The sequence below is a fragment of the Metapseudomonas otitidis genome (assembly GCF_900111835.1).
Lineage (GTDB): Bacteria > Pseudomonadota > Gammaproteobacteria > Pseudomonadales > Pseudomonadaceae > Metapseudomonas > Metapseudomonas otitidis.
The window spans coordinates 1-20,226 of sequence record NZ_FOJP01000030.1 but is presented as its reverse complement, the minus strand read 5'-3'; the positions used below and the strand labels follow the sequence as shown (position 1 = coordinate 20,226).

19 protein-coding genes are annotated in these 20,226 nt (G+C 68.2%); 13 read left to right on the top strand and 6 right to left on the bottom strand.

The genetic code is table 11. From position 1 onward, the window contains the following. From BM198_RS27745 to BM198_RS27735, 3 genes are all read right to left on the bottom strand, one after another. Window positions 1-435: a YeeE/YedE family protein gene (locus BM198_RS27745; protein WP_074974003.1), complete on the bottom strand. Its 435-nt coding sequence runs from the start codon at window positions 433-435 to the stop codon at window positions 1-3. Between the two features lie 160 nt (window positions 436-595). Continuing rightward, window positions 596-1,420 (bottom strand): class I SAM-dependent methyltransferase, encoded by an 825-nt coding sequence (locus BM198_RS27740; protein WP_044412882.1) that lies wholly within the window; start codon window positions 1,418-1,420, stop codon window positions 596-598. A 123-nt stretch (window positions 1,421-1,543) separates the two neighbouring features. Then, on the bottom strand, window positions 1,544-1,840 hold the full coding sequence (locus BM198_RS27735; RefSeq protein WP_044412885.1) for a YceK/YidQ family lipoprotein: 297 nt from the start codon (window positions 1,838-1,840) through the stop codon (window positions 1,544-1,546). Window positions 1,841-2,097: 257 nt separating this feature from the next. On the opposite strand from BM198_RS27735, the gene cydP reads away from it, so the two are divergent. From cydP to BM198_RS27710, 5 genes are read left to right on the top strand one after another with little or no spacing between them, the layout of a single operon-like run. Continuing rightward, the gene (gene cydP, locus BM198_RS27730) at window positions 2,098-2,319 is read left to right on the top strand and encodes a cytochrome oxidase putative small subunit CydP (RefSeq protein ID WP_052807659.1); all 222 of its coding nucleotides are present in this window, start codon (window positions 2,098-2,100) and stop codon (window positions 2,317-2,319) included. Beyond that, window positions 2,316-3,878 (top strand): cytochrome ubiquinol oxidase subunit I, encoded by a 1,563-nt coding sequence (locus BM198_RS27725; RefSeq protein ID WP_074974001.1) that lies wholly within the window; start codon window positions 2,316-2,318, stop codon window positions 3,876-3,878. Before cydP ends, BM198_RS27725 begins: the two co-directional genes overlap by 4 nt. A 10-nt stretch (window positions 3,879-3,888) precedes the next feature. Next, the gene (cydB, locus tag BM198_RS27720; RefSeq protein WP_074973999.1) at window positions 3,889-5,031 is read left to right on the top strand and encodes a cytochrome d ubiquinol oxidase subunit II; all 1,143 of its coding nucleotides are present in this window, start codon (window positions 3,889-3,891) and stop codon (window positions 5,029-5,031) included. Between the two features lie 12 nt (window positions 5,032-5,043). Then, a complete protein-coding gene (gene cydX, locus BM198_RS27715; protein WP_044412898.1) occupies window positions 5,044-5,154 on the top strand; it encodes a cytochrome bd-I oxidase subunit CydX in 111 nt (36 codons plus the stop codon). Further along, complete coding sequence (locus BM198_RS27710; RefSeq protein ID WP_074973997.1) at window positions 5,135-5,440, top strand: cyd operon YbgE family protein; 306 nt, start codon at window positions 5,135-5,137, stop codon at window positions 5,438-5,440. The genes cydX and BM198_RS27710 overlap by 20 nt, the downstream gene beginning before the upstream one ends. Before the next feature lie 154 nt (window positions 5,441-5,594). On the opposite strand, the gene BM198_RS27705 is transcribed toward BM198_RS27710, so the two are convergent. Next, a complete protein-coding gene (locus BM198_RS27705) occupies window positions 5,595-6,350 on the bottom strand; it encodes an EAL domain-containing protein (protein WP_074973995.1) in 756 nt (251 codons plus the stop codon). 216 nt (window positions 6,351-6,566) lie between these two features. On the opposite strand from BM198_RS27705, the gene BM198_RS27700 reads away from it, so the two are divergent. From BM198_RS27700 to BM198_RS27680, 5 genes are all read left to right on the top strand, one after another. Beyond that, window positions 6,567-7,568 (top strand): AraC family transcriptional regulator, encoded by a 1,002-nt coding sequence (locus BM198_RS27700; RefSeq protein WP_044412906.1) that lies wholly within the window; start codon window positions 6,567-6,569, stop codon window positions 7,566-7,568. Between the two features lie 119 nt (window positions 7,569-7,687). Beyond that, on the top strand, window positions 7,688-8,551 hold the full coding sequence (locus BM198_RS27695; RefSeq protein ID WP_074973993.1) for an MBL fold metallo-hydrolase: 864 nt from the start codon (window positions 7,688-7,690) through the stop codon (window positions 8,549-8,551). 10 nt (window positions 8,552-8,561) lie between these two features. Further along, a complete protein-coding gene (locus BM198_RS27690) occupies window positions 8,562-10,298 on the top strand; it encodes a bifunctional protein tyrosine phosphatase family protein/NAD(P)/FAD-dependent oxidoreductase (RefSeq protein WP_074973991.1) in 1,737 nt (578 codons plus the stop codon). Further along, window positions 10,295-12,064: a SulP family inorganic anion transporter gene (locus BM198_RS27685; RefSeq protein WP_074973989.1), complete on the top strand. Its 1,770-nt coding sequence runs from the start codon at window positions 10,295-10,297 to the stop codon at window positions 12,062-12,064. Before BM198_RS27690 ends, BM198_RS27685 begins: the two co-directional genes overlap by 4 nt. 72 nt (window positions 12,065-12,136) lie before the next feature. Beyond that, the gene (locus BM198_RS27680; protein WP_074973987.1) at window positions 12,137-13,024 is read left to right on the top strand and encodes a LysR family transcriptional regulator; all 888 of its coding nucleotides are present in this window, start codon (window positions 12,137-12,139) and stop codon (window positions 13,022-13,024) included. 3 nt (window positions 13,025-13,027) lie between these two features. Here the strand turns inward: BM198_RS27680 and BM198_RS27675 are convergent, their stop codons facing one another. Next, on the bottom strand, window positions 13,028-13,660 hold the full coding sequence (locus BM198_RS27675) for a TetR family transcriptional regulator (RefSeq protein ID WP_044412919.1): 633 nt from the start codon (window positions 13,658-13,660) through the stop codon (window positions 13,028-13,030). Window positions 13,661-13,867: 207 nt separating this feature from the next. On the opposite strand from BM198_RS27675, the gene BM198_RS27670 reads away from it, so the two are divergent. The 3 genes from BM198_RS27670 to BM198_RS27660 are packed head-to-tail and all read left to right on the top strand — an operon-like array spanning window position 13,868 to window position 19,605. After that, window positions 13,868-15,010, top strand: coding sequence for an efflux RND transporter periplasmic adaptor subunit (locus tag BM198_RS27670; protein ID WP_139233723.1), 1,143 nt, complete (start codon window positions 13,868-13,870; stop codon window positions 15,008-15,010). Between the two features lie 12 nt (window positions 15,011-15,022). Continuing rightward, on the top strand, window positions 15,023-18,157 hold the full coding sequence (locus BM198_RS27665) for an efflux RND transporter permease subunit (RefSeq protein WP_074973982.1): 3,135 nt from the start codon (window positions 15,023-15,025) through the stop codon (window positions 18,155-18,157). Then, the gene (locus BM198_RS27660; protein WP_074973980.1) at window positions 18,154-19,605 is read left to right on the top strand and encodes an AdeC/AdeK/OprM family multidrug efflux complex outer membrane factor; all 1,452 of its coding nucleotides are present in this window, start codon (window positions 18,154-18,156) and stop codon (window positions 19,603-19,605) included. Before BM198_RS27665 ends, BM198_RS27660 begins: the two co-directional genes overlap by 4 nt. A gap of 172 nt (window positions 19,606-19,777) precedes the next feature. Here BM198_RS27660 and BM198_RS27655 read toward each other — a convergent pair. Further along, a partial coding sequence (locus BM198_RS27655; protein ID WP_139233722.1) for a transposase occupies window positions 19,778-20,226 on the bottom strand: 449 nt, incomplete at its 5' end.

The following is a 20,226-nucleotide window of genomic DNA, read 5'->3' as shown; positions in this document are numbered from 1 at the left end:
TCAAGCCCCCAGCAGATGGCGGATGACGAAGACGCTGGCAAAGCCGCTGGCCATGAAGCAGGCCACCGCCACCAGCGAGCGCGGTGACAGCCGCGACAGGCCGCAGACGCCGTGGCCGCTGGTGCAGCCGGCGCCATAGCGGGTGCCCAGCCCCACCAGCAGGCCGGCCGCCACAAGGCCGAGGGCGCCGGTGTGGAATTGCGGTTGCGGCCAGTGGCCCAGCAGCCCCCAGAGCAGCGGGGCGAGCAGCAGGCCGAGGAGGAACAGGACCTTCTCGCCCCGCCCTTCGCTGCCCGGTTGCAACAGCGCGCCCAGCAGGCCGCTGATGCCGGCGATGCGCCCGTTGAAGGCGGCGAAGGCGCCCGCCGCCAGGCCGATCAGCACGCCACCGGCCAAGGCGGAGCCGGGGGTGAAGGCCATCCAGTCGATGTGCATGGGGTCTCCTCGTTGACCATCGGGCGCGGCGTTTCCGCCCGCCAATATACCCACAGGGGTATTTAGCTACAGCGCAAACGTGCCGGCAAGCGGCCATTTCGCCGCAGCGGATGAACGGTCAAGGAGAAAGGCGGAGCCCCGGAGGGCTCCCGAGGCAGGTTCAGCCGCGCTTGACGGCCTGAAGGGTGTAGCTGAGGGGCAGGCGGTCGGGGGCTTCGCTGAGGCGCCATTCGCCGCCGCTGACGCGGTGCATGCGCCCGGGCAGGGCCTCCCAGGGCAGGCTGCGGTGTTCTTCCAGCCCGGTGAGGGTCATGCCGTTCTCCAGCAGCGCGGTGATGATCTCGCCGAGGCCGTGGTTCCACTCGTGGGTACGGGTGGCGGTGAGGGGGCGGTCGGTTTCGACGTAGCTGCTGGCGTCGTCCCAGATCATCGGTTCGGGCCGTTCGAAGTAGGGGTATTCGATCACCAGGCCGTCGGTACGCTCCTCGTTCACGGTCCATAACATGGGGTGCCCGTCGCGGATGAACAGCCAGCCGCCGGGCTTGAGCAGGGCCGCAACGGTACGCGCCCAGTCGCGGATGCTGGGCAGCCAGCAGAGGGCGCCGATGCCGGTGTAGACGAAGTCGAAGCTGGCGCGCGGCAGCGCCTGGTCGGCGGCACAGACCTCGGCCTCGACGAACTCCAGCGGGGCGTCGCAGCGCCGCGCCAGTTCGCGGGCCTGCTCGAGGGACGCGGGGGAGAAGTCGAGGCCGGTCATGCGGGCGCCAAGGCGCGCCAGGGAAAGGGTGTCGGTGCCGATGTGGCACTGCAGGTGCACGCCGCGCAGGCCGACGATGTCGCCGAGGCGCGGCTGGTCGAAGCGCACCACGTCGGAGAGGTGGCCGGGGTCTCTGACGAAGCGCTCCACCTGGTAGTCCGCCGAGGCGGCGTGCAGGGGCGCGCGGTCATCCCAGTTGGCGCGATTGAGGTCCAGGTATCCGTTCATGGGGTCTTCCTGTCGTCCGTGAAGGCCGTCGATGCTGCGCCTCGGGGGCGCCTCCGTCCAGATACCGGCGACGGTGGGTACTGTCGGATTAAGCCGCCGACCGATGGCGTGCGCGCTGTAAGGCTAGAAGTGCGAGGCCGAGTAGGCGTCCCAGGGCAGCAGCACGGTGTCCACGGTGGCGTCCACCGGCATGGAGACGACGGTGGCCACCGGGCAGACCACGCTGAGCCAGCAGAACAGCGAGGCATAGCCGCCGTAGCCGGGGTAGAGGTCGAAGCTGAGCAGCATGACGTCGGCCTTCACGCCCTTGTAGTAGTCGTGGCCGATCAGCCCGCTCGGGGTGTGGTCGTCGGCGCGGCCGAGCAAGGTGCCGCAGCCGCTCAGGGCCAGGCAGGTGAGTGCGGTGATGAGGGTTCGCATGGTCCGTCACGCCAGGGGTGGATGGGGGCGCAGCCTACCCCATCGGCGTCTCCGCGGTCCGTGAACGGCTGCGACATCTCGACACGCCAGGCGTGCCGGCGATCATCCCGACCTCGGCTGCAGCCCTCGCCAACCTTGACATGCGCGAGAACTGGCTAAGCTTGCACTGCGACACCCAGCCGCATTACCCACACCTTGTGCAGGGAGATGGCCAGGATCAAGAATAGGGACCATTCATACCCCAAGGGGTATCCGGCATGCACACACGTCGTACGCTCATGTCCTCGCGCACCCTGGTCAGGGAAATCACCTGCATCCTGCTGATCAAGCTCCTGCTGCTCTGGGGCATCAAGACGCTCTGGTTCGACGCCCCCACGGTCCCCCGTGACGGCGCATCACGTACAGCCGCCCGCCTGCTCGATGCGCCCACGCCCCCTTCCGCATCCCCCCAACCATCCACTGAGGAGAGCCCGAGATGATCACGGAAGCAGTCGTCGATCTATCGCGCCTGCAGTTCGCCCTGACTGCGATGTACCACTTCCTGTTCGTGCCCCTGACGCTCGGCCTGTCGTTCCTGCTGGCGATCATGGAGTCGGTGTACGTGATGACCGGCAAGCAGGTGTACAAGGACATGACGCAGTTCTGGGGCAAGCTGTTCGGCATCAACTTCGCCCTCGGTGTCACCACCGGGCTGACCATGGAGTTCCAGTTCGGCACCAACTGGGCCTACTACAGCCACTACGTGGGGGACATCTTCGGCGCGCCACTGGCCATCGAGGGCCTGATGGCGTTCTTCCTCGAATCCACCTTCATCGGCCTGTTCTTCTTCGGCTGGGACCGCCTCACCCGCGTGCAGCACCTGACCGTGACCTGGCTGGTGGCGCTGGGCTCGAACCTCTCGGCGCTGTGGATCCTGATCGCCAACGGCTGGATGCAGAACCCGGTGGGCGCGGAGTTCAACTTCGAGACCATGCGCATGGAGCTGACCGACTTCGGCGCCCTGCTGTTCAACCCGGTGGCCCAGGTCAAGTTCGTCCACACCGTGGCGGCCGGCTACGTGACCGGGGCGATCTTCGTGCTGGCCATCTCCAGCTGGTACCTGCTGAAGAAGCGTGACCAGGGCTTCGCCCGCCGCTCCTTCGCCATCGCCTCGGCCTTCGGCCTGGCGTCGATCCTCTCGGTGATCGTGCTGGGCGACGAGTCCGGCTACGAGATCGGCGACGTGCAGAAGACCAAGCTGGCGGCCATCGAGGCCGAGTGGGACACCCACCCGGCGCCGGCGGGCTTCACCCTGTTCGGCATCCCCGACCAGGCGGCCATGCGCACCGACTACGCCATCAAGATCCCCTATGTGCTGGGCCTGATCGCCACCCGCTCGCTGGACAAGGAGGTCACCGGCATCAAGGACCTGCTGGTGCAGCACGAGGCGCGCATCCGCAATGGCATGAAGGCCTACGCGCTGCTGGAGCAACTGCGCAGCGGTGACCGCAGCGAGGCCACCCTGGCGGCCTTCAACGCGGTGAAGCTGGACCTGGGCTACGGCCTGCTGCTGAAGAAGTACACCGACAAGGTGGTGGACGCGACCGACGAGCAGGTGCGCCAGGCCAGCCTGGACACCATCCCCGACGTGCTTTCGCTGTTCTTCAGCTTCCGCGTCATGGTGGCCGCCGGCTTCCTCATGCTGGCGCTGTTCGCCTGTGCCTTCTGGGCCTCGGCGCGCAAGAACGAGGAGCGCAAACCCTGGCTGCTGAAGTGGGCGCTGTGGAGCCTGCCGCTGCCGTGGCTCGCCGCACAGACCGGCTGGTACGTGGCCGAGCATGGCCGCCAGCCCTGGTCCATCGGCGAGGTGCTGCCGACGCACCTGTCCACGTCGAGCCTGAGTACTGGCGATGTGTGGGGCTCGCTGACCGCGCTGATCGCCTTCTACAGCCTGCTGCTGGTGGTGGAGATGTACCTGATGATCCGCTTCGCGCGGCTCGGGCCCTCCAGCCTGCACACCGGGCGCTACCACTTCGAGCAACAACCGGCCGCTGCCTGAGGAGACCGCCATGCTGGATTACGAAAGCCTCAAGCTGATCTGGTGGGTCCTGGTTGGCGTGCTGCTGATCGGCTTCGCCCTGACCGATGGCTTCGACCTGGGGGCGGCGGCGCTGCTGCCGATCGTCGGCCGCACCGACAGTGAGCGCCGGGTGGTGATCAACACCATCGCGCCGCACTGGGACGGCAACCAGGTCTGGCTGATCACCGCCGGCGGCGCGCTGTTCGCCGCCTGGCCGCTGGTCTACGCCGCCGCCTTCTCGGGCTTCTACTGGGCGATGTTGCTGGTGCTGTTCGCCCTGTTCGTGCGCCCGGTGGGCTTCGACTACCGCAGCAAGCTGGCCAACACCCGCTGGCGGCAGACCTGGGACTGGGGGCTGTTCGCCGGGGCGCTGGTGCCCTCGCTGGTGTTCGGCGTGGCCTTCGGCAACCTGCTGCTGGGCGTGCCCTTCCAGTTCGACGGGGACCTGCGGGTGAGCTACCACGGCAGCTTCTGGCAACTGCTCAACCCCTTCGGCCTGGTGGCTGGGGTGACCAGCCTGTCGATGCTGATGCTGCACGGCGCCACCTGGCTGATGATGCGCACCGAGGGCGATGTCGCCCTGCGCAGCCGGCGCGCGGCGCAGGTGGCGGCGCTGGTGTACCTGGCAGCCTTCCTTGCTGCGGGGGCCTGGCTGTGGCTGGGCGGTATCAGCGGGCAGGTGATCGCCGCACCGCTGGAGACCGGCAAGGCGCTGAGCCCGCTGGCCAAGCAGGTGGCCGCCGGCAACCCCGGCTGGCTGGGCAACTACGCGGCCTCCCCGTGGACCATGCTGGCGCCGGTGCTCGGCGTGCTCGGCGCGCTGCTGGCCCTGGCCGGTGCCTCGGCGCGGCGCGGCGGGCTGGCCTTCCTCGGGTCGAGCCTGGCCATCGTCGGCACCCTGTGCACCGCCGGCTTCGCGCTGTTCCCCTTCGTCATGCCGTCCTCGCTGGACCCGATGTCGAGCCTGACGGTGTGGGACGCAGTGTCCAGCCACAAGACCCTGGGGATCATGTTCGTGGTGGCCTGCCTCTTCGTGCCGCTGATCCTGATCTACACCCTCTGGGGCTACGCGAAGATGTGGCGCCGGGTGACCACCGCGCACATCGACGAAAACACCCATCGCCTCTACTGAAGGAGCCCGACCATGTGGTACTTCGCCTGGATACTCGGTGTGCTGCTGGCCTGCAGCTTCGGGATCATCAACGCGCTGTGGCTGGAAACCACGCAGAACCTGGATGAGGACGCCAGTGACTGAACCCCGCGCCCTGAGCGCCGCCCCGCTGGGGCGAGCGCTCTCGCTGCTGCTGGCGGCGCCGCTGGCGCTGCTGTTGCTGATCCACCCCGGTGCCTTCGTCGATGACACGGGCGCCTACTCCCACGGCCTGCTGATGCTGACCATGCTCGGCATCAGCGGCGGCTTCGTCCACGGCGTGGGCTTCGTCCCGCGCGCCCTGCCCTGGCGCCTGCTGTTCAGCCCCTGGTGCGCCTGGCCGTTGCTGGTGCTGGGCTACGCACTGCTGGCCCGGGCGCAGGGTTTCTGAACGCCCCCTCGCGCAAGGCGGGGGGTATCGGCAATTGTGAAGTTGTCGAACTGGTCAACTTCCAATTGCACTTCGCCCATGTTCGAAAGTGTTATCAACGCCACGCCAGTGCATTCACCAGACGGTTAAGCTGCGCAACTCTCGCGAACACCCATCAGAACTTCAGTGATCCATTGCCCGGTATATCCGGGTGATCGACACGCGGCATGCCGAACAAGAAGCCTTGCAGCCATTCGACATTTACCGCGCAGGCAAGTTGATGGTCGGCCGGGGTTTCGATGCCTTCGAGTACCACCACCGGGGATATATCCCGGCAGGTTTCGACGACCTGTTCCAGACGCCTGAGTGCCGAGCCACCCTCCCGTGCTTCCACCAGGTAGCTGCGGTCGATCTTGATGATGCCGGGGCGCGCCTCGGCGACGAAATCCAGGGTGAAGCAGCCGGCGCCGAGGTCGTCCACCGCCACCTTGCAACCCAGGTGGGAGAAGCGCTGGAAGAACGCCAGGGCATCGGCGTGGCTGCCGAAGCGGGCGCTCTCGGTGATCTCGATGACCAGCCGACCGGCCAGTTCCGGGCGGTCCTCGAACAGGCCGCCCAGAGCCTCCCAGCCGGGGTCGAGGGCGGCGCTCAGGGCCGAGATGTTGCAGCCGAGGGTGAGGGCTGGGTTGCGGTCCAGCAAGCGCACGACGTTGGACACCACCGAGGCGTCCAGCAGGCGGATGCGCCCCAGGCGCTCCAGCAGGGCGATGGGATTGCAGGGAAACGGTTCGGCCAGGCTGCGCAGCAGGCCTTCGTAATAGAGAACACGATGGGGGTGCCGGGAATGGACCACCGGTTGAAAGGCCAGGCCCAACTTCCCGTCGTTCAATGCATCGTAGAACTCACAGGCAAGATCACTGGATTGGGACATGCGCGCACACAAGGACGACCTCGATGAATGTTTTAAATCCACAAAGAACCGGCATGCGCGGGAACATGCACGCACATAAAACTTTGTGAAGTTTTTCACGGAAATTATCCTATTGCGAAGAAATGCGCGGTAAGTGTCCGGGGACACCTTTTCCTTGTCCTGAAGTACAGGGCGACCCCACTTCCAAGAACTCAATGACCCGGCCTGGATAGATTCATGTACGCGATTACCGCCGCCTGTTCGAAGGTCCTGTGGAAGGCCCTAGTCAAGTCAGGAGTCGACCCGGACAGCCTGGCGATCCCCGCACAGGAGATCGAAGCCGCGCTGGCCAGTGGCGCGCCAATCCGGACGGCAGTGATCTACGGCCTGTTCGACGAGGCCCTGCGGCAGACCGGCAACCCGGACCTGGGCCTGCTGGCCTACCACTACGCCCATCCCTCGGTGTGGAGCCCGTTCACCTACAGCATCATGTCCGCCCCGACCCTGGGCAACGCGCTGGAACGGGTGGTGGAGTACCACCCGCTGATCAGCAGTGGCTCGCAGCTGTTCCTCGACCGGGACAGCGCCGGCAACCTGGTGCTGCACGGGCGCGAGCTGGGCCAGCTGAGCGCCCCCCGGGCCTTCCTCGACGCTGGCGCGGCGCTGGTGCTGGCGCTGATCCACTGGCTGGAGCCCTATCACCGGCCGATGCCGATCCGCGTGGAGTTCACCTACCCCGAGCCGGAGAACACCGCCCGCCTGGCGCGCCTGTTCGGCCCGGACCTGGTGTTCTCCGCGCGCACCAATGCCCTGGTGTTCTGCCCGTCCATCGCCGAGCTGCCGCTGCCCACCGCCGACGAGGCACTGGACGCCCTGCATGCCGAGCGCGCACAGCACATGGCCCACGAGATCCTCAACGGTTCGGTGGCGGCCCGGGTGCGCCGCCTGCTGATGGAGCTGATCGCCGCCCAGGCCCGCCCCACCCTGCCGGACATCGCCGAGCGCCTGGGCCTCAGCCCGCGCAGCCTGCAGAATGCGCTGGACCGCGAGGACACCCACTTCAAGGCCATCGCCGACGATTGCCGCCTGCGCCTGGCCCACGACTACCTGAGGCGCTCCACGCGGAGCATCAAGTACATCGCCACCACCCTCGGCTTCAACGACCAGAGCAGTTTCCACAAGGCCTGCCTGCGCTGGTTCGGCATGTCGCCCAATCGCTACCGCGCCGACCTGGGTTGAATACCCGAAGGTTTCAGCGCGCCGCCGCATATATCAAAAAAATATAAATATATAACTGGATGGCAGCTATGCTCAGCACCATACAAATACCCCAAGGGGTATTTAAGGAGAGCTGAACCATGACTGCCCACGTTGAACCCTTCTTCGACCCCGCCACCTTCACCTACAGCTACGTGGTGAGCGACCCGGCCTCCCGGCGCTGCGCCGTGGTGGACTCGGTGCTCGACTACGACCCCGCCGCCGGGCGCACCCGCACCACCAGCGCCGACCGCCTGATCGCCTACGTGCGCGAACAGGGGCTGACCCTGGAATGGATCCTGGAGACCCACGTCCACGCCGACCACCTCTCCGCCGCGCCCTACATCCAGCGCCAGCTGGGCGGCAGGCTGGCCATCGGCGAGCACATCACCGTGGTGCAGCGGACCTTCGGCACGCTGTTCAACGCCGAGAGCGGCTTCGCCACCGACGGCAGCCAGTTCGACCACCTGCTCAAGGACGGCGACCGCTTCAGCGTCGGCGGCATCCAGGCCCAGGCGCTGCACACCCCCGGCCACACCCCGGCCTGCATGACCTACCTGATCGGCGACGCCGCCTTCGTCGGCGACACCCTGTTCATGCCCGACTACGGCACCGCCCGCTGCGACTTCCCCGGCGGCGACGCGCGCACCCTGTACCGCTCCATCCGCAGGCTGTTCGCCCTGCCGGACACCACCCGCCTGTTCATGTGCCACGACTACAAGGCCCCGGGGCGCGAGCACTTCCTCTACCAGACCAGCGTGGGCGAGGAACGTGCCCACAACGTGCACGTGCATGAAGGCATCAGCGAAGACGAGTTCGTCGCCATGCGCCAGGCCCGCGACGCCACCCTCGGCATGCCCGCCCTGATCCTGCCCTCGGTGCAGGTGAACATGCGCGCCGGGCAGTTGCCGCCGGCCGAGGCCAACGGCACCCGCTACCTGAAGATTCCCCTGAACGCACTCTGAGAGGCCGACCATGGACAGCATCAAGCGCCTCACCCCCTTCATCGCCGTCTCCACCCAGCTGCAGCCGGCGGACATGGGCACCCTGGCCGCCGCGGGCTACCGCTGCGTGATCAACAACCGTCCGGACAACGAGGGCGAGCAGCAGCCCAGCTCCGCCGAGATGCAGGCCGCCGCCCAGGCCAACGGCCTCGACTACCACCACCTGCTGGTGGTGTCCGGGCAGATCCGCGATGCCGACGTCGAGGCCTTCAATGCCCTCCTCGCCCAGGTGCGCGGCCCGGTGCTGGCCTACTGCCGGACCGGCACCCGCTCCTGTAGCCTGTGGGCCCTCAGCGAAGCCCATCACCTCGACCCGTTGGCCCTGCTGGCCACCGCCCGCGAGGCCGGCTACGACCTCAACGGCCTGGCCCCGCGCCTGGAACAGCGCTGGCAGGACGCACCGCGTGCCGAACCCAGCCACGCCAGCCCCGGCCAGCGCTACGACGTGGTGGTGGTGGGCGGCGGTGCCGCCGGCTGCGCGGTGACCGCCAGCCTGCTCAAGCGCCAGCCCGGCTTGCGCATCGCCGTGGTGGAGCCCCGCGACCAGCACCACTACCAGCCCGGCTGGACCCTGGTGGGCGCCGGGGTGTTCGACCGCGCCCGCACCGAACGCCCCATGGCCCAGTGCATCCCACCCCAGGCGCAGTGGGTGCACGCCGCCGTGGCCGCCTTCGAGCCGGAGCAGCAGTGCGTGGTGCTGGAAGACGGCACCCGCCTCGCCTACCGGGCCCTGGTGGTGTGCCCGGGGCTGAGCCTGGACTGGGGCGCCATCGACGGCCTGGAGGAAACCCTCGGCCGCAACGGCGTCACTTCCAACTACCGCTTCGAGCTGGCGCCCTACACCTGGCGCCTGGTGCAGGAACTGCGCGAAGGGCGCGCCCTGTTCACCCAGCCGCCGATGCCGATCAAATGCGCCGGCGCACCGCAGAAGGCGCTCTACCTGTCCTGCGACTGGTGGCAGCGCGAGGGCCGGCTGGGCGCCATCCAGCCCGAGTTCTGCAGCGCCGGCGCCGCGCTGTTCGGCGTGGCCGACTTCGTCCCGACGCTGATGGGCTACATCGAGCGCTACGGCGTGAACCTGCAGCTGACCACGCAACTGGTGAAGGTGGACGGCCCGGCGCGGCGCGCCTGGTTCCGCCAGACCGACAAGGACGGCCAGGTCCACGAACTGGAGAAGACCTTCGACCTGCTCCATGTGGTGCCGCCGCAGAAGGCCCCGCGCTTCATCCGCGACAGCGTGCTGGCCAACGCCGAGGGCTGGGTCGAGGCCGACCACGAGACCCTTCGCCACCCGCGCTTCGGCAACATCTTCAGCCTGGGTGACGTCTGCGCCGCGCCCAATGCCAAGACCGCCGCCGCCGTGCGCAAGCAGGCCCCGGTGGTGGCGGAGAACCTCCTGGCGGTGCTGGCCGGCCGTGGGCCACGGGCGCTCTACGACGGCTACGGCGCCTGCCCGCTCACCGTGGAGCGCGGCAAGGTGGTGCTGGCCGAGTTCGGCTACGGCGGCAAGCTGCTGCCTACCTTCCCCCTCGACCCACGGGTGCCGCGCCGCCTGGCCTGGGACCTGAAGGTGCGGGCCATGCCCGGCATCTACTTCGACATGATGCTGCGGGGCCGCGAGTGGCTGGCCGAGCCCAGGCACCTGCCCCATGAACCCCTGGCGGTGGAGGCCCCGGCCGCCTGCGATTTCGAGCGGGAACAGAAGTGAGCCTCAAGCACTGGCTGCCCTGCACCGACTGGCTGCGTGGCTACGACCGCGCCGCCGCCGGCCAGGACGCCCTCGCCGCGGTGATCGTGACCCTGATGCTGGTGCCCCAGAGCCTGGCCTACGCCATGCTCGCCGGGCTGCCACCCATCGCCGGGCTCTACGCCAGCATCCTGCCGTTGCTGGCCTATGCGCTGTTCGGCTCCAGCCGCACCCTGGCGGTGGGGCCGGTGGCGGTGGTGTCGCTGATGACCGCCAGCACCCTGCAGCCGCTGTTCCCCGCCGGCAGTGCCGAGTACGCCAGCGCCGCCCTGCTGCTGGCCCTGCTCAGCGGCCTGCTGCTGGCGGGCATGGCGGTGCTGCGCCTGGGGTTTCTCGCCAACTTCCTGAGCCACCCGGTGATCTCCGGCTTTATCAGCGCCTCCGGGCTGCTGATCGCCTGCGGCCAGCTCAAGCACCTCCTGGGTGTGCAGGCCGGCGGCGACACCCTGCCGGAGCTGCTGCCCTCGCTGGTCCAGCACCTGCCCTCGCTGAACCCCACCACGCTGCTGATCGGCGGGCTCAGCCTGCTGTGGCTGTGGTGGGCGCGCAGCCGGGCCAAGGCCACCCTGCTCCGCCTCGGCCTGCCCGCCGGCCTGGCCAGCGCCCTGGCACGGGCGGCGCCGGCCCTGGCCATCGTGGTGGCGATCCTCGCCGTCAGCCTGCTGGGCCTCGGCGCCCACGGGGTGAAGGTGGTGGGGGACATTCCCTCGGGGCTGCCCGGGTTCACCCTGCCCAGCCTGGACCCGGCGCTGGCAGCCAAGCTGCTGCCTTCCGCCCTGCTGATCAGCCTGGTGGGTTTCGTCGAATCGGTGTCGGTGGCGCAGACCCTGGCCGCCACCCGGCGCCAGCGCATCGGCCCGGACAACGAGCTGCTCGGCCTCGGTGCGGCCAACGTGGCGGCGGCCTTCAGCGGCGGCTTCCCGGTCACCGGCGGCTTCGCCCGCTCGGTGGTGAACCACGACGCCGGCGCGCAGACGCCCCTGGCCGGGGTGATGACCGCCGGCGGCATCGCCCTCGGCACCCTGCTGCTGACGCCGCTGCTGCACGAACTGCCCCAGGCGGTGCTGGCCGCCACCATCATCGTCGCGGTGCTCAGCCTGGTGGACCTGGGCTCGCTGCTGCGCACCTGGCGCTACGCCTGGCAGGACGGCGCCGCGCAGCTGGCCACCATGGCCGGCGTGCTGCTGATGGGGGTGGAGAGCGGCATCCTGCTGGGTGTCGGCCTGTCGCTGCTGCTGTTCCTCTGGCGCACCAGCCGGCCGCACATGGCGGTGGTGGGCCAGGTGCCGGGCAGCGAGCACTTCCGCAACGTCGAGCGCCATGCGGTCAACGAGAGCCCGACGGTGCTGTCCCTGCGGGTGGACGAGAGCCTGTACTTCCCCAACGCCCGCTACCTGGAGGAGCGCATCGTCGAGCTGATCGCCCAGCGGCCCCAGGTGCGCCACCTGGTGCTGATGTGCTCGGGGGTGAACCTGATCGACGCCAGTGCGCTGGATTCCCTGGAGGCCATCGTCGAGCGCCTGCGGGCCAGCGACGTGCAGCTCCACCTGTCCGAGGTGAAGGGCCCGGTGATGGACCAGCTCGGTCGCAGCACCTTCCTGCGCACCTTCGGCGGGCAGGTGTTCCTCAGCCAGTACCAGGCGCTGAAAGCCCTGGCCCCGGACAGCCTGCAGGAGCCGGCGCCGCACCACCCGTGCGTGGCGCACCTGCCCCGGCGCTCGCACTGACAGGCGCTCATTCGTGCCCGAAGGGGCGCTATGCTTGCCCGGCATTTGCGCCCCGTTCACGAATGAGCCGCCATGAAAGCCACTTCCGATGAGCTCCTGCACTTCGTCGCGGTCGTCGACTGCGGTTCCATCAGCGCCGCCGCCGAACAGTTGCACCTGACGCCCTCGGCCATCAGCCGCAGCCTCGCGCGGCTGGAGGGCAAGCTCGCCACCACCCTGCTCAACCGCACCACCCGGCGCATGGAGCTGACCGAGGAGGGGCGCTTCTTCCTCGACCAGGCGCGGGACATCCTGCAGCGCATGGACAGCCTCGAAGAGCGCCTGGCCCTGCGCCGCCAACGCCCCGCCGGGCGCCTGCGGGTCAACGCCGCCTCGCCCTTCATGCTGCACGCGGTGGTGCCCCACGTCGGCGCCTTCCGCGCGCTGTACCCGGACATCCAGCTGGAGCTGAACACCAACGACCAGATCATCGACCTGCTGGAGCAGCGCACCGACGTGGCCATCCGTATCGGCCCGCTGGGGGATTCCAGCCTCCACGCCCGCCCGCTGGGGGCCAGCCGCCTGCACCTGCTGGCCAGCCCCGACTATCTGGCCCGCCAGGGCCGGCCCGAGCGGGTGGAGGACCTGGCCGGGCACAGCCTGCTGGGCTTCACCCAGCCGGAGAGCCTGAACCTGTGGCCGTTGCGGCACGCGGGGGGCGAACAGTGGCGGATCACCCCGAGCCTCAGCGCCTCCAGCGGCGAGACGCTGCGCCAGCTGGCCCTGGCCGGCGAGGGCATCGCTTGCCTGGCGAGCTTCATGAGTGATCGGGACCTGGCCGAGGGGCGGCTGGTGAAGCTGCTGGGGGAGGCCATGAGCGACTACCGCCAGCCGATCCACGCGGTGTACTACCGCAACACCCAGCTGGCCCTGCGCATCCAGTGCTTCCTCGACTTCCTCCAGGCGCGCCTGGCCGGCTGAGGCTCAGCGGCGCAGGGCGGGGCTGAAGCGGAGCATGTCCAGCAGGGCATCGACCATGGCTTCGGCCTGGTGCTCCAGATCGAGGCCTTCCGGCACCAGCAGCCAGTTGGCCTGCAGCCCGTCGATGTAGGCATGCACCGCCACGGCGGCACGTGGGCAGTCGAGGTCGGCCGGCAACTGGCCCTTGCCGACGGCATTGGCCAGGGTGCGGGCGATGCGCTGGTCGCACTCGATGCCGAAGGCCTGCATCCGGCGCCGCAGGTCGCCCAGGTCGTCGGTGTATTCGCACTTGTGCTGGAGGATTTCGGTGATGCGACGGCTCTGCGGGTCATCCACCAGGCGCAGCAGCAGGCGCACCAGCAGCTGGCGCATGCGCCCGAGGGGGTCGCTCTCGCGCTCGCTCTCGCTGGCGCGGGCCAGCTCCTCAAGCGGGCTGCGCAGGCGCTCGCAGAGGGCCTGGAACAGGTCGACCTTGTTCTCGAAGTGCCAATAGATGGCGCCCCGCGACACCCCCGCATCCGAGGCGATCTCCGCCAGCGAGGCGCGGGAGACGCCCTTGTCATAAAAGACGCGCTCGGCGGCATCCAGGATCTGGATGCGGGTTTCCTCGGCTTCTTCCTTGGTTCGTCTGGCCATGCCTACAGGTGCTTCACATGAAAAGGGCGAATAGGAGAAATCCCACATCTCTATCGACACATTCTCTGACAGAGATACAGGAAGAATCATTTACAAACGTTCACGCATGTAAGTATATTCGTTAGCAACCTAAAGAATCTACCCTCACTCCCAGTGAGGGTTTCGCCCGTTCGGGCACACGAATTCTCACAACGAGGTCTTACACAGATGCAGAAGAAGCCAGCCTTCGCCGCCATGGTTTCCGCCGTCGCTCTGGCTACGTTCACGCTCGTAGGGTGCCAGGAGGCCTCGGCACCGCCGCCTCAGCAGACGCCCCAGGTGGGCATCGTGACCCTGCAGGCCGAGCCCTACACGCTGACCACCGAGCTGCCGGGCCGCACCAGCGCCTTCCGCATCGCCGAGGTGCGCCCGCAGGTGGACGGCATCATCCAGAAGCGCCTGTTCCAGGAAGGCACCGAGGTGAAGGCCGGCCAGCAGCTGTACCAGATCGACCCGTCCGTCTATCAGGCATCGCTGAAGAGCGCCGAGGCGACCCTCGCCTCTGCCCGTTCCCTGGCCGACCGCTACAAGGCTCTGGTGAGCGACCAGGCCGTGAGCCGCCAGTCCTACGACGAGGCCCGCGCCGCCCAGCTGACCGCCGAAGCGGCGCTGGAGAAGGCCCGCATCGACCTGCGCTACACCAAGGTGCTGGCCCCCATCAGCGGCCGCATCGGCCGTTCCGCCGTGACCGAAGGCGCGCTGGTCAACAACGGCCAGACCACTGCCATGGCCACCATCCAGCAGCTCGACCCGATCTACGTCGACGTCACCCAGTCCACCAAGGAGCTGCTGCGCCTGCGCCGTGACCTGGAGAGCGGCCAGCTGCAGAAGGCCGGCGACAACGCCGCCAAGGTGCGCCTGACCCTGGAAGACGGCAGCACCTACGAGCACGAAGGCACCCTGGAGTTCTCCGAGGTGTCGGTGGACGAAGGCACCGGCTCGGTGACCCTGCGCGCCATGTTCCCCAACCCCGAGCACACCCTGCTGCCGGGCATGTTCGTGCACGCCCAGCTCAGCTCCGGCGTCAACCAGCAGGCCATCCTCGCGCCCCAGCAGGGCGTGACCCGCGACCTCAAGGGCCAGGCCGTGGCCATGGTGGTGAATGCCGAGAACAAGGTGGAGATGCGCCCGCTGGAAGCCGACCGTGCCGTGGGTGACCGCTGGCTGGTGACCAAGGGCCTGAACCCGGGTGATCGCCTGATCACCGAAGGCCTGCAGTTCGTCCAGCCCGGCATCGAGGTCAAGCCCGCCCCGGCGACCAACGTGGCCCAGGCCAAGCCCGCCGAAGCCGAGCCGGCCAAGCGCTCATAAGGAGCCCGTTCCATGTCGAAATTCTTCATCGACCGGCCGATCTTCGCCTGGGTGATCGCGCTGGTGATCATGCTGGCCGGCGGCCTGTCCATCCTCAAGCTGCCGATCAACCAGTACCCGAGCATCGCCGCGCCCGCCGTGGCGATCCAGGTCAGCTACCCCGGCGCCTCGGCGCAGACGGTGCAGGACACCGTGGTGCAGGTCATCGAGCAACAGCTCAACGGCATCGACGGCCTGCGCTACATCGCCTCGGAGAGCAACTCCGACGGCAGCATGACCATCACCGCCACCTTCGAGCAGGGCACCAACCCCGACATCGCCCAGGTGCAGGTGCAGAACAAGCTGCAGCTGGCCACCCCGCTGCTGCCCCAGGAGGTCCAGCAACAGGGCATCCGCGTCACCAAGGCGGTGAAGAACTTCCTGCTGGTGATCGGCGTCGTCTCCGAAGACGGCTCCATGGACAAGAACGACCTGGCCAACTACATCGTCTCCAACATGCAGGACCCGATCTCGCGGACCAAGGGCGTGGGCGACTTCCAGGTGTTCGGAGCCCAGTACGCCATGCGCATCTGGCTCGACCCGGCCAAGCTGAACAACTACCAGCTGACCCCGGTGGACGTGAAGACCGCCATCCAGGCGCAGAACGTGCAGATCTCCTCCGGCCAGCTCGGCGGCCTGCCCGCCTCCCCCGGCCAGCAGCTCAACGCCACCATCGTCGGCAAGACTCGCCTGCAGACCCCCGAGCAGTTCCGCGAGATCCTCCTCAAGGTCAACCGCGACGGCTCCCAGGTGCGCCTGCGTGACGTCGCCACCGTGGAGCTGGGCGGCGAGAACTACAGCATCAGCGCCCAGTTCAACGGCAACCCGGCCTCCGGCATGGCCATCAAGCTGGCCACCGGCGCCAACGCGCTGGACACCGCCAAGGCCATCCGTCAGACCATCTCCGAGCTGGAGCCGTTCTTCCCGCCGGGCATGAAAGTGGTGTTCCCCTACGACACCACCCCGGTGGTCAGCGCCTCCATCGAGGGCGTGATCCACACCCTGGGCGAAGCCATCGTCCTGGTGTTCCTGGTGATGTTCCTGTTCCTGCAGAACTTCCGCGCCACCATCATCCCCACCCTCGCGGTGCCGGTGGTGCTGCTGGGCACCTTCGGCGTGCTCGCCGCGTTCGGCTTCACCATCAACACCCTGACCATGTTCGCCATGGTCCTGGCCATCGGCCTGCTGGTGGACGACGCCATCGTCGTGGTGGAGAACGTCGAGCGGGTGATGGCCGAGGAAGGCCTCTCGCCGCTGGAAGCCACCCGCAAGTCCATGGGCCAGATCCAGGGCGCCCTGGTGGGTATCGCCCTGGTGCTCTCGGCGGTGTTCCTGCCGATGGCCTTCTTCGGCGGCTCCACCGGCGTGATCTACCGGCAGTTCTCCATCACCATCGTCTCGGCCATGGCCCTGTCGGTGCTGGTGGCCCTGGTGTTCACCCCGGCGCTGTGCGCCACCCTGCTCAAGCCGGTGCACGGCGGCCACCACGAGAAGCGCGGCTTCTTCGGCTGGTTCAACCGCACCTTCGACCGCAGCGTGCGCGGCTACGAGCGCGGCGTGCGCAGCATCCTCACTCGCAAGCTGCCGTACCTGCTGATGTACGTGGTGATCCTCGGCGTCATGGCCTGGCTGTTCACCCGCATCCCCACCGCCTTCCTCCCCGAGGAAGACCAGGGCGTGCTCTTCGCCCAGGTGCAGACACCGTCCGGCGCCAGCGCCGAGCGCACCCAGGTGGTGGTCGACCAGATGCGCGAGTACCTGCTGACCCAGGAGAAGGACACGGTCAAATCGGTGTTCACCGTCACCGGCTTCAACTTCGCCGGTCGCGGCCAGAGCTCGGGCATGGCCTTCATCATGCTCAAACCGTGGAACGAGCGCCCCGGCGCCGAGCACAGCGTGTTCTCCCTGGCCAACCGCGCGCAGATGCACTTCTTCAGCTTCCGCGACGCCATGGTGTTCGCCTTCGCCCCGCCGGCGGTGATGGAGCTGGGCAACGCCACCGGCTTCAACTTCTTCCTCCAGGACCGTGCCGGCGTCGGCCATGAAACCCTCAACGCCGCCCGCGACCAGTTCCTCGCCCTCGCCTCGAAGGACCCGGTGCTCACCCGCGTGCGGGCCAACGGCCTGCGCGACGAGCCGCAGTACCAGTTGCTGATCGACGACGAGAAGGCCCGTGCCCACGGCGTCTCCCTCTCCGACATCAACAACACCGTGTCCATCGCCTGGGGCGCCAGCTACGTCAACGACTTCATCGACCGTGGCCGGGTGAAGAAGGTCTACCTGCAGGGCGAAGCCGACGCGCGGATGAACCCCGAGGACCTGAACAAGTGGTACGTGCGCAACGACCAGGGCCAGATGGTGCCGTTCAGCGCCTTCGCCAGCGGCGAGTGGACCTACGGTGCGCCCAAGCTGGCCCGCTACAACGGCGTGTCGGCGGTGGAGATCCTCGGCGAGGCGTCCCCGGGCCACAGCTCCGGTGAAGCCATGGCCGCGGTCGAGCGCATTGCCAAGCAACTGCCGGCGGGCGTCGGCTACTCCTGGACCGGCCTCTCCTACGAGGAGCGCCTGTCCGGCTCCCAGGCCCCGGCGCTGTACGCGCTCTCGCTGCTGGTGGTGTTCCTCTGCCTGGCGGCGCTCTACGAGAGCTGGTCGATCCCGTTCTCGGTGATGCTGGTGGTCCCGCTCGGGGTGATCGGTGCGCTGCTGTTCACCAGCCTGCGCGGCCTGTCCAACGACGTGTTCTTCCAGGTCGGCCTGCTCACCACCATCGGCCTCTCGGCGAAGAACGCCATCCTCATCGTGGAGTTCGCCAAGGAGCTGCACGAACAGGGCAAGAGCCTGTTCGACGCCGCTGTGGAAGCCTGCCGCATGCGCCTGCGCCCGATCATCATGACCTCGCTGGCGTTCATCCTCGGCGTGGTGCCCATGGCCATCTCCAGCGGCGCCGGTTCGGGCAGCCAGCACGCCATCGGTACCGGCGTGATCGGCGGCATGCTCACTGCGACCATCCTGGCGATCTTCTGGGTGCCGCTCTTCTATGTACTGGTCTGCTCGCTGTTCAAGGACAAGCGCAGCAAAGACGAACTGACCAAGGAGGCCGCCGAATGAGGCCGTCCCTGCTGTCCCTCGCGGTCGCCGGCGTCCTGCTCGGCGGCTGCTCCCTGATCCCCGACTACCAGCGCCCCGAGGCCCCGGTGGATGCCGCCTGGCCCCAGGGCGAGGCCTACACCGCCAGCGACAGCGGCGCCCAGTCCCGGGTGGCCGCCGCCGATCTCGGCTGGCGCGAGTTCTTCCAGGACCCGGCCCTGCAACGCCTGCTGGAAAGCGCCCTGGCCAACAACCGCGACCTGCGCGTGGCGGCCCTCAACGTCGAGGCCTACCGCGCCCAGTACAGCATCCAGCGTGCCGACCTGTTCCCCAGCGTCAGCGCCGATGGCAGCGGCACCCGCCAGCGCATGCCGGCGGACCTCTCCGGCAGCGGCCGCGCCACCACCAGTGGCTCCTACGCCGCCACCCTGGGCGTCAGCGCCTGGGAGCTGGACTTCTTCGGCCGCGTGCGCAGCCTGACCGAGCAGACGCTCGAACAGTACCTGGCCACTGAGGAAGCCCAGCGCAGCGCGCAGATCAGCCTGCTGGCCAGCGTCGCCAACGCCTACCTCACCCTGCAGGCCGACCAGGCCCAGTTGCGGCTGACCCGCGACACCCTGAAGACCTACCGGGAAAGCTACGCCCTCACCCAGCGCAGCTTCGACGTGGGCGTGGCCGACGCGCTGTCCCTCAGCCAGGCCCGCACCGCCGTGGAAAGCGCCCAGGTGACCCTGGCGCAGTACACCCGCCAGGTGGCCCAGGACCGCAACGCCCTCACCCTGCTGGTGGGCGGCCCGCTGCCCAACGACCTGCCCCAGGGCGAAGTGCTGAGCGACGACCAGTTGGCCGAAGTGCCCGCCGGCCTGCCCTCGGAGATTCTCCAGCGGCGCCCCGACCTGCTCCAGGCCGAGCACCAGCTGAAGGCCGCCAACGCCAGCATCGGCGCGGCACGGGCGGCGTTCTTCCCGCGCATCACCCTCACCGCCAACGCCGGCAGCCGCAGCGCCGAGCTGTCCGGGCTGTTCGACGCCGGCTCCGGCAGCTGGCTGTTCCAGCCGCAGATCAGCCTGCCGATCTTCAACGCCGGCCGGCTGAAGGCCAGCCTCGACTACGCCGAGGTGCAGAAGAACATCCAGGTGGCGCAGTACGAGAAGGCCATCCAGACCGCGTTCCAGGAAGTCGCCGACGGCCTCGCCGCCCGCACCACCTACGAACAGGAGCTGGACGCCCAGCGCAACCTGGTGCGCACCTCCGAGGAGTACTACGGCCTGGCCGAACGCCGCTACCGCACCGGCGTGGACAGCTACCTGACCCTGCTCGACGCCCAGCGCCAACTGTTCAGCGCCCGCCAGCAGCTGATCAGCGCCCGCCTCAAACAGCTCACCAGCGAGGTCAACCTGTACAAGGCCCTCGGCGGCGGCTGGAACGAGCGCACCGCCAGCACCACCCCGGCGGCACCGAAATCCTGATTCGCGTGTATCGGCCGACGGAAGCGGCCACCCTTGCTGCGCGATGCCCCCGCCCAATGGCGGGGGCTTTTTTATGCGCGCGGAAAACGCGTTTCCCCTTCACCGGAAGCGCCACGACAGGTCACGTCGGTGGCGTGGTGGAAACGGCCCTGTGTAGATACCGTCTTGATTTCTAGTGAGCAAGGGCCAGTTTTGCATCAAACGGCTGGCCCGATTTCAGCACGCCATAGGCGATGTTCAGCAGCTTGCGCATCGCTGCGCAGACGATCTGCTTGCCGGTCTTGCCCCGCTCCCTTAGCCGTTCGGCCATGGCTCTGATCGCTTCGTTGTAGGTCAGGGCGCTGATCGCGGGCATGTACAGGCCGGCCCTCAGGCGCGATGAGCCCATCTTGGAGATGCGTGTCTGCCCCCGGTAGCTCCCGGACTCCTGCAGCCGTGGATTGAGCCCGGCAAAGGCGGTGATGGCGCGGCTGTTGGCAAAGCGCAGCGGGTCGCCCAGCTCCGCCAGGAGCAGGGCGGCGGTCTTGTCGGCGACTCCGTCGATGCTGGTCAGCAGGTCGCGCTTGCCTCGCAGGTCCGGGTCGTTGTCGATGTGGTCGTCGATGGCCTTGAGGGTTTCTT

What these genes read in the sequence shown, in the direction of transcription:
- cydP (WP_052807659.1), top strand. Translation starts at nt 2,098, where the DNA reads ATGCACACACGTCGTACGCTCATGTCCTCGCGCACCCTGGTCAGGGAA.
- BM198_RS27745 (WP_074974003.1), bottom strand. Translation starts at nt 435, where the DNA reads ATGCACATCGACTGGATGGCCTTCACCCCCGGCTCCGCCTTGGCCGGT.
- BM198_RS27735 (WP_044412885.1), bottom strand. Translation starts at nt 1,840, where the DNA reads ATGCGAACCCTCATCACCGCACTCACCTGCCTGGCCCTGAGCGGCTGC.
- BM198_RS27710 (WP_074973997.1), top strand. Translation starts at nt 5,135, where the DNA reads ATGAGGACGCCAGTGACTGAACCCCGCGCCCTGAGCGCCGCCCCGCTG.
- BM198_RS27740 (WP_044412882.1), bottom strand. Translation starts at nt 1,420, where the DNA reads ATGAACGGATACCTGGACCTCAATCGCGCCAACTGGGATGACCGCGCG.
- cydB (WP_074973999.1), top strand. Translation starts at nt 3,889, where the DNA reads ATGCTGGATTACGAAAGCCTCAAGCTGATCTGGTGGGTCCTGGTTGGC.
- BM198_RS27725 (WP_074974001.1), top strand. Translation starts at nt 2,316, where the DNA reads ATGATCACGGAAGCAGTCGTCGATCTATCGCGCCTGCAGTTCGCCCTG.
- BM198_RS27700 (WP_044412906.1), top strand. Translation starts at nt 6,567, where the DNA reads ATGTACGCGATTACCGCCGCCTGTTCGAAGGTCCTGTGGAAGGCCCTA.
- cydX (WP_044412898.1), top strand. Translation starts at nt 5,044, where the DNA reads ATGTGGTACTTCGCCTGGATACTCGGTGTGCTGCTGGCCTGCAGCTTC.
- BM198_RS27695 (WP_074973993.1), top strand. Translation starts at nt 7,688, where the DNA reads ATGACTGCCCACGTTGAACCCTTCTTCGACCCCGCCACCTTCACCTAC.
- BM198_RS27670 (WP_139233723.1), top strand. Translation starts at nt 13,868, where the DNA reads ATGCAGAAGAAGCCAGCCTTCGCCGCCATGGTTTCCGCCGTCGCTCTG.
- BM198_RS27680 (WP_074973987.1), top strand. Translation starts at nt 12,137, where the DNA reads ATGAAAGCCACTTCCGATGAGCTCCTGCACTTCGTCGCGGTCGTCGAC.
- BM198_RS27665 (WP_074973982.1), top strand. Translation starts at nt 15,023, where the DNA reads ATGTCGAAATTCTTCATCGACCGGCCGATCTTCGCCTGGGTGATCGCG.
- BM198_RS27690 (WP_074973991.1), top strand. Translation starts at nt 8,562, where the DNA reads ATGGACAGCATCAAGCGCCTCACCCCCTTCATCGCCGTCTCCACCCAG.
- BM198_RS27660 (WP_074973980.1), top strand. Translation starts at nt 18,154, where the DNA reads ATGAGGCCGTCCCTGCTGTCCCTCGCGGTCGCCGGCGTCCTGCTCGGC.
- BM198_RS27705 (WP_074973995.1), bottom strand. Translation starts at nt 6,350, where the DNA reads ATGTCCCAATCCAGTGATCTTGCCTGTGAGTTCTACGATGCATTGAAC.
- BM198_RS27675 (WP_044412919.1), bottom strand. Translation starts at nt 13,660, where the DNA reads ATGGCCAGACGAACCAAGGAAGAAGCCGAGGAAACCCGCATCCAGATC.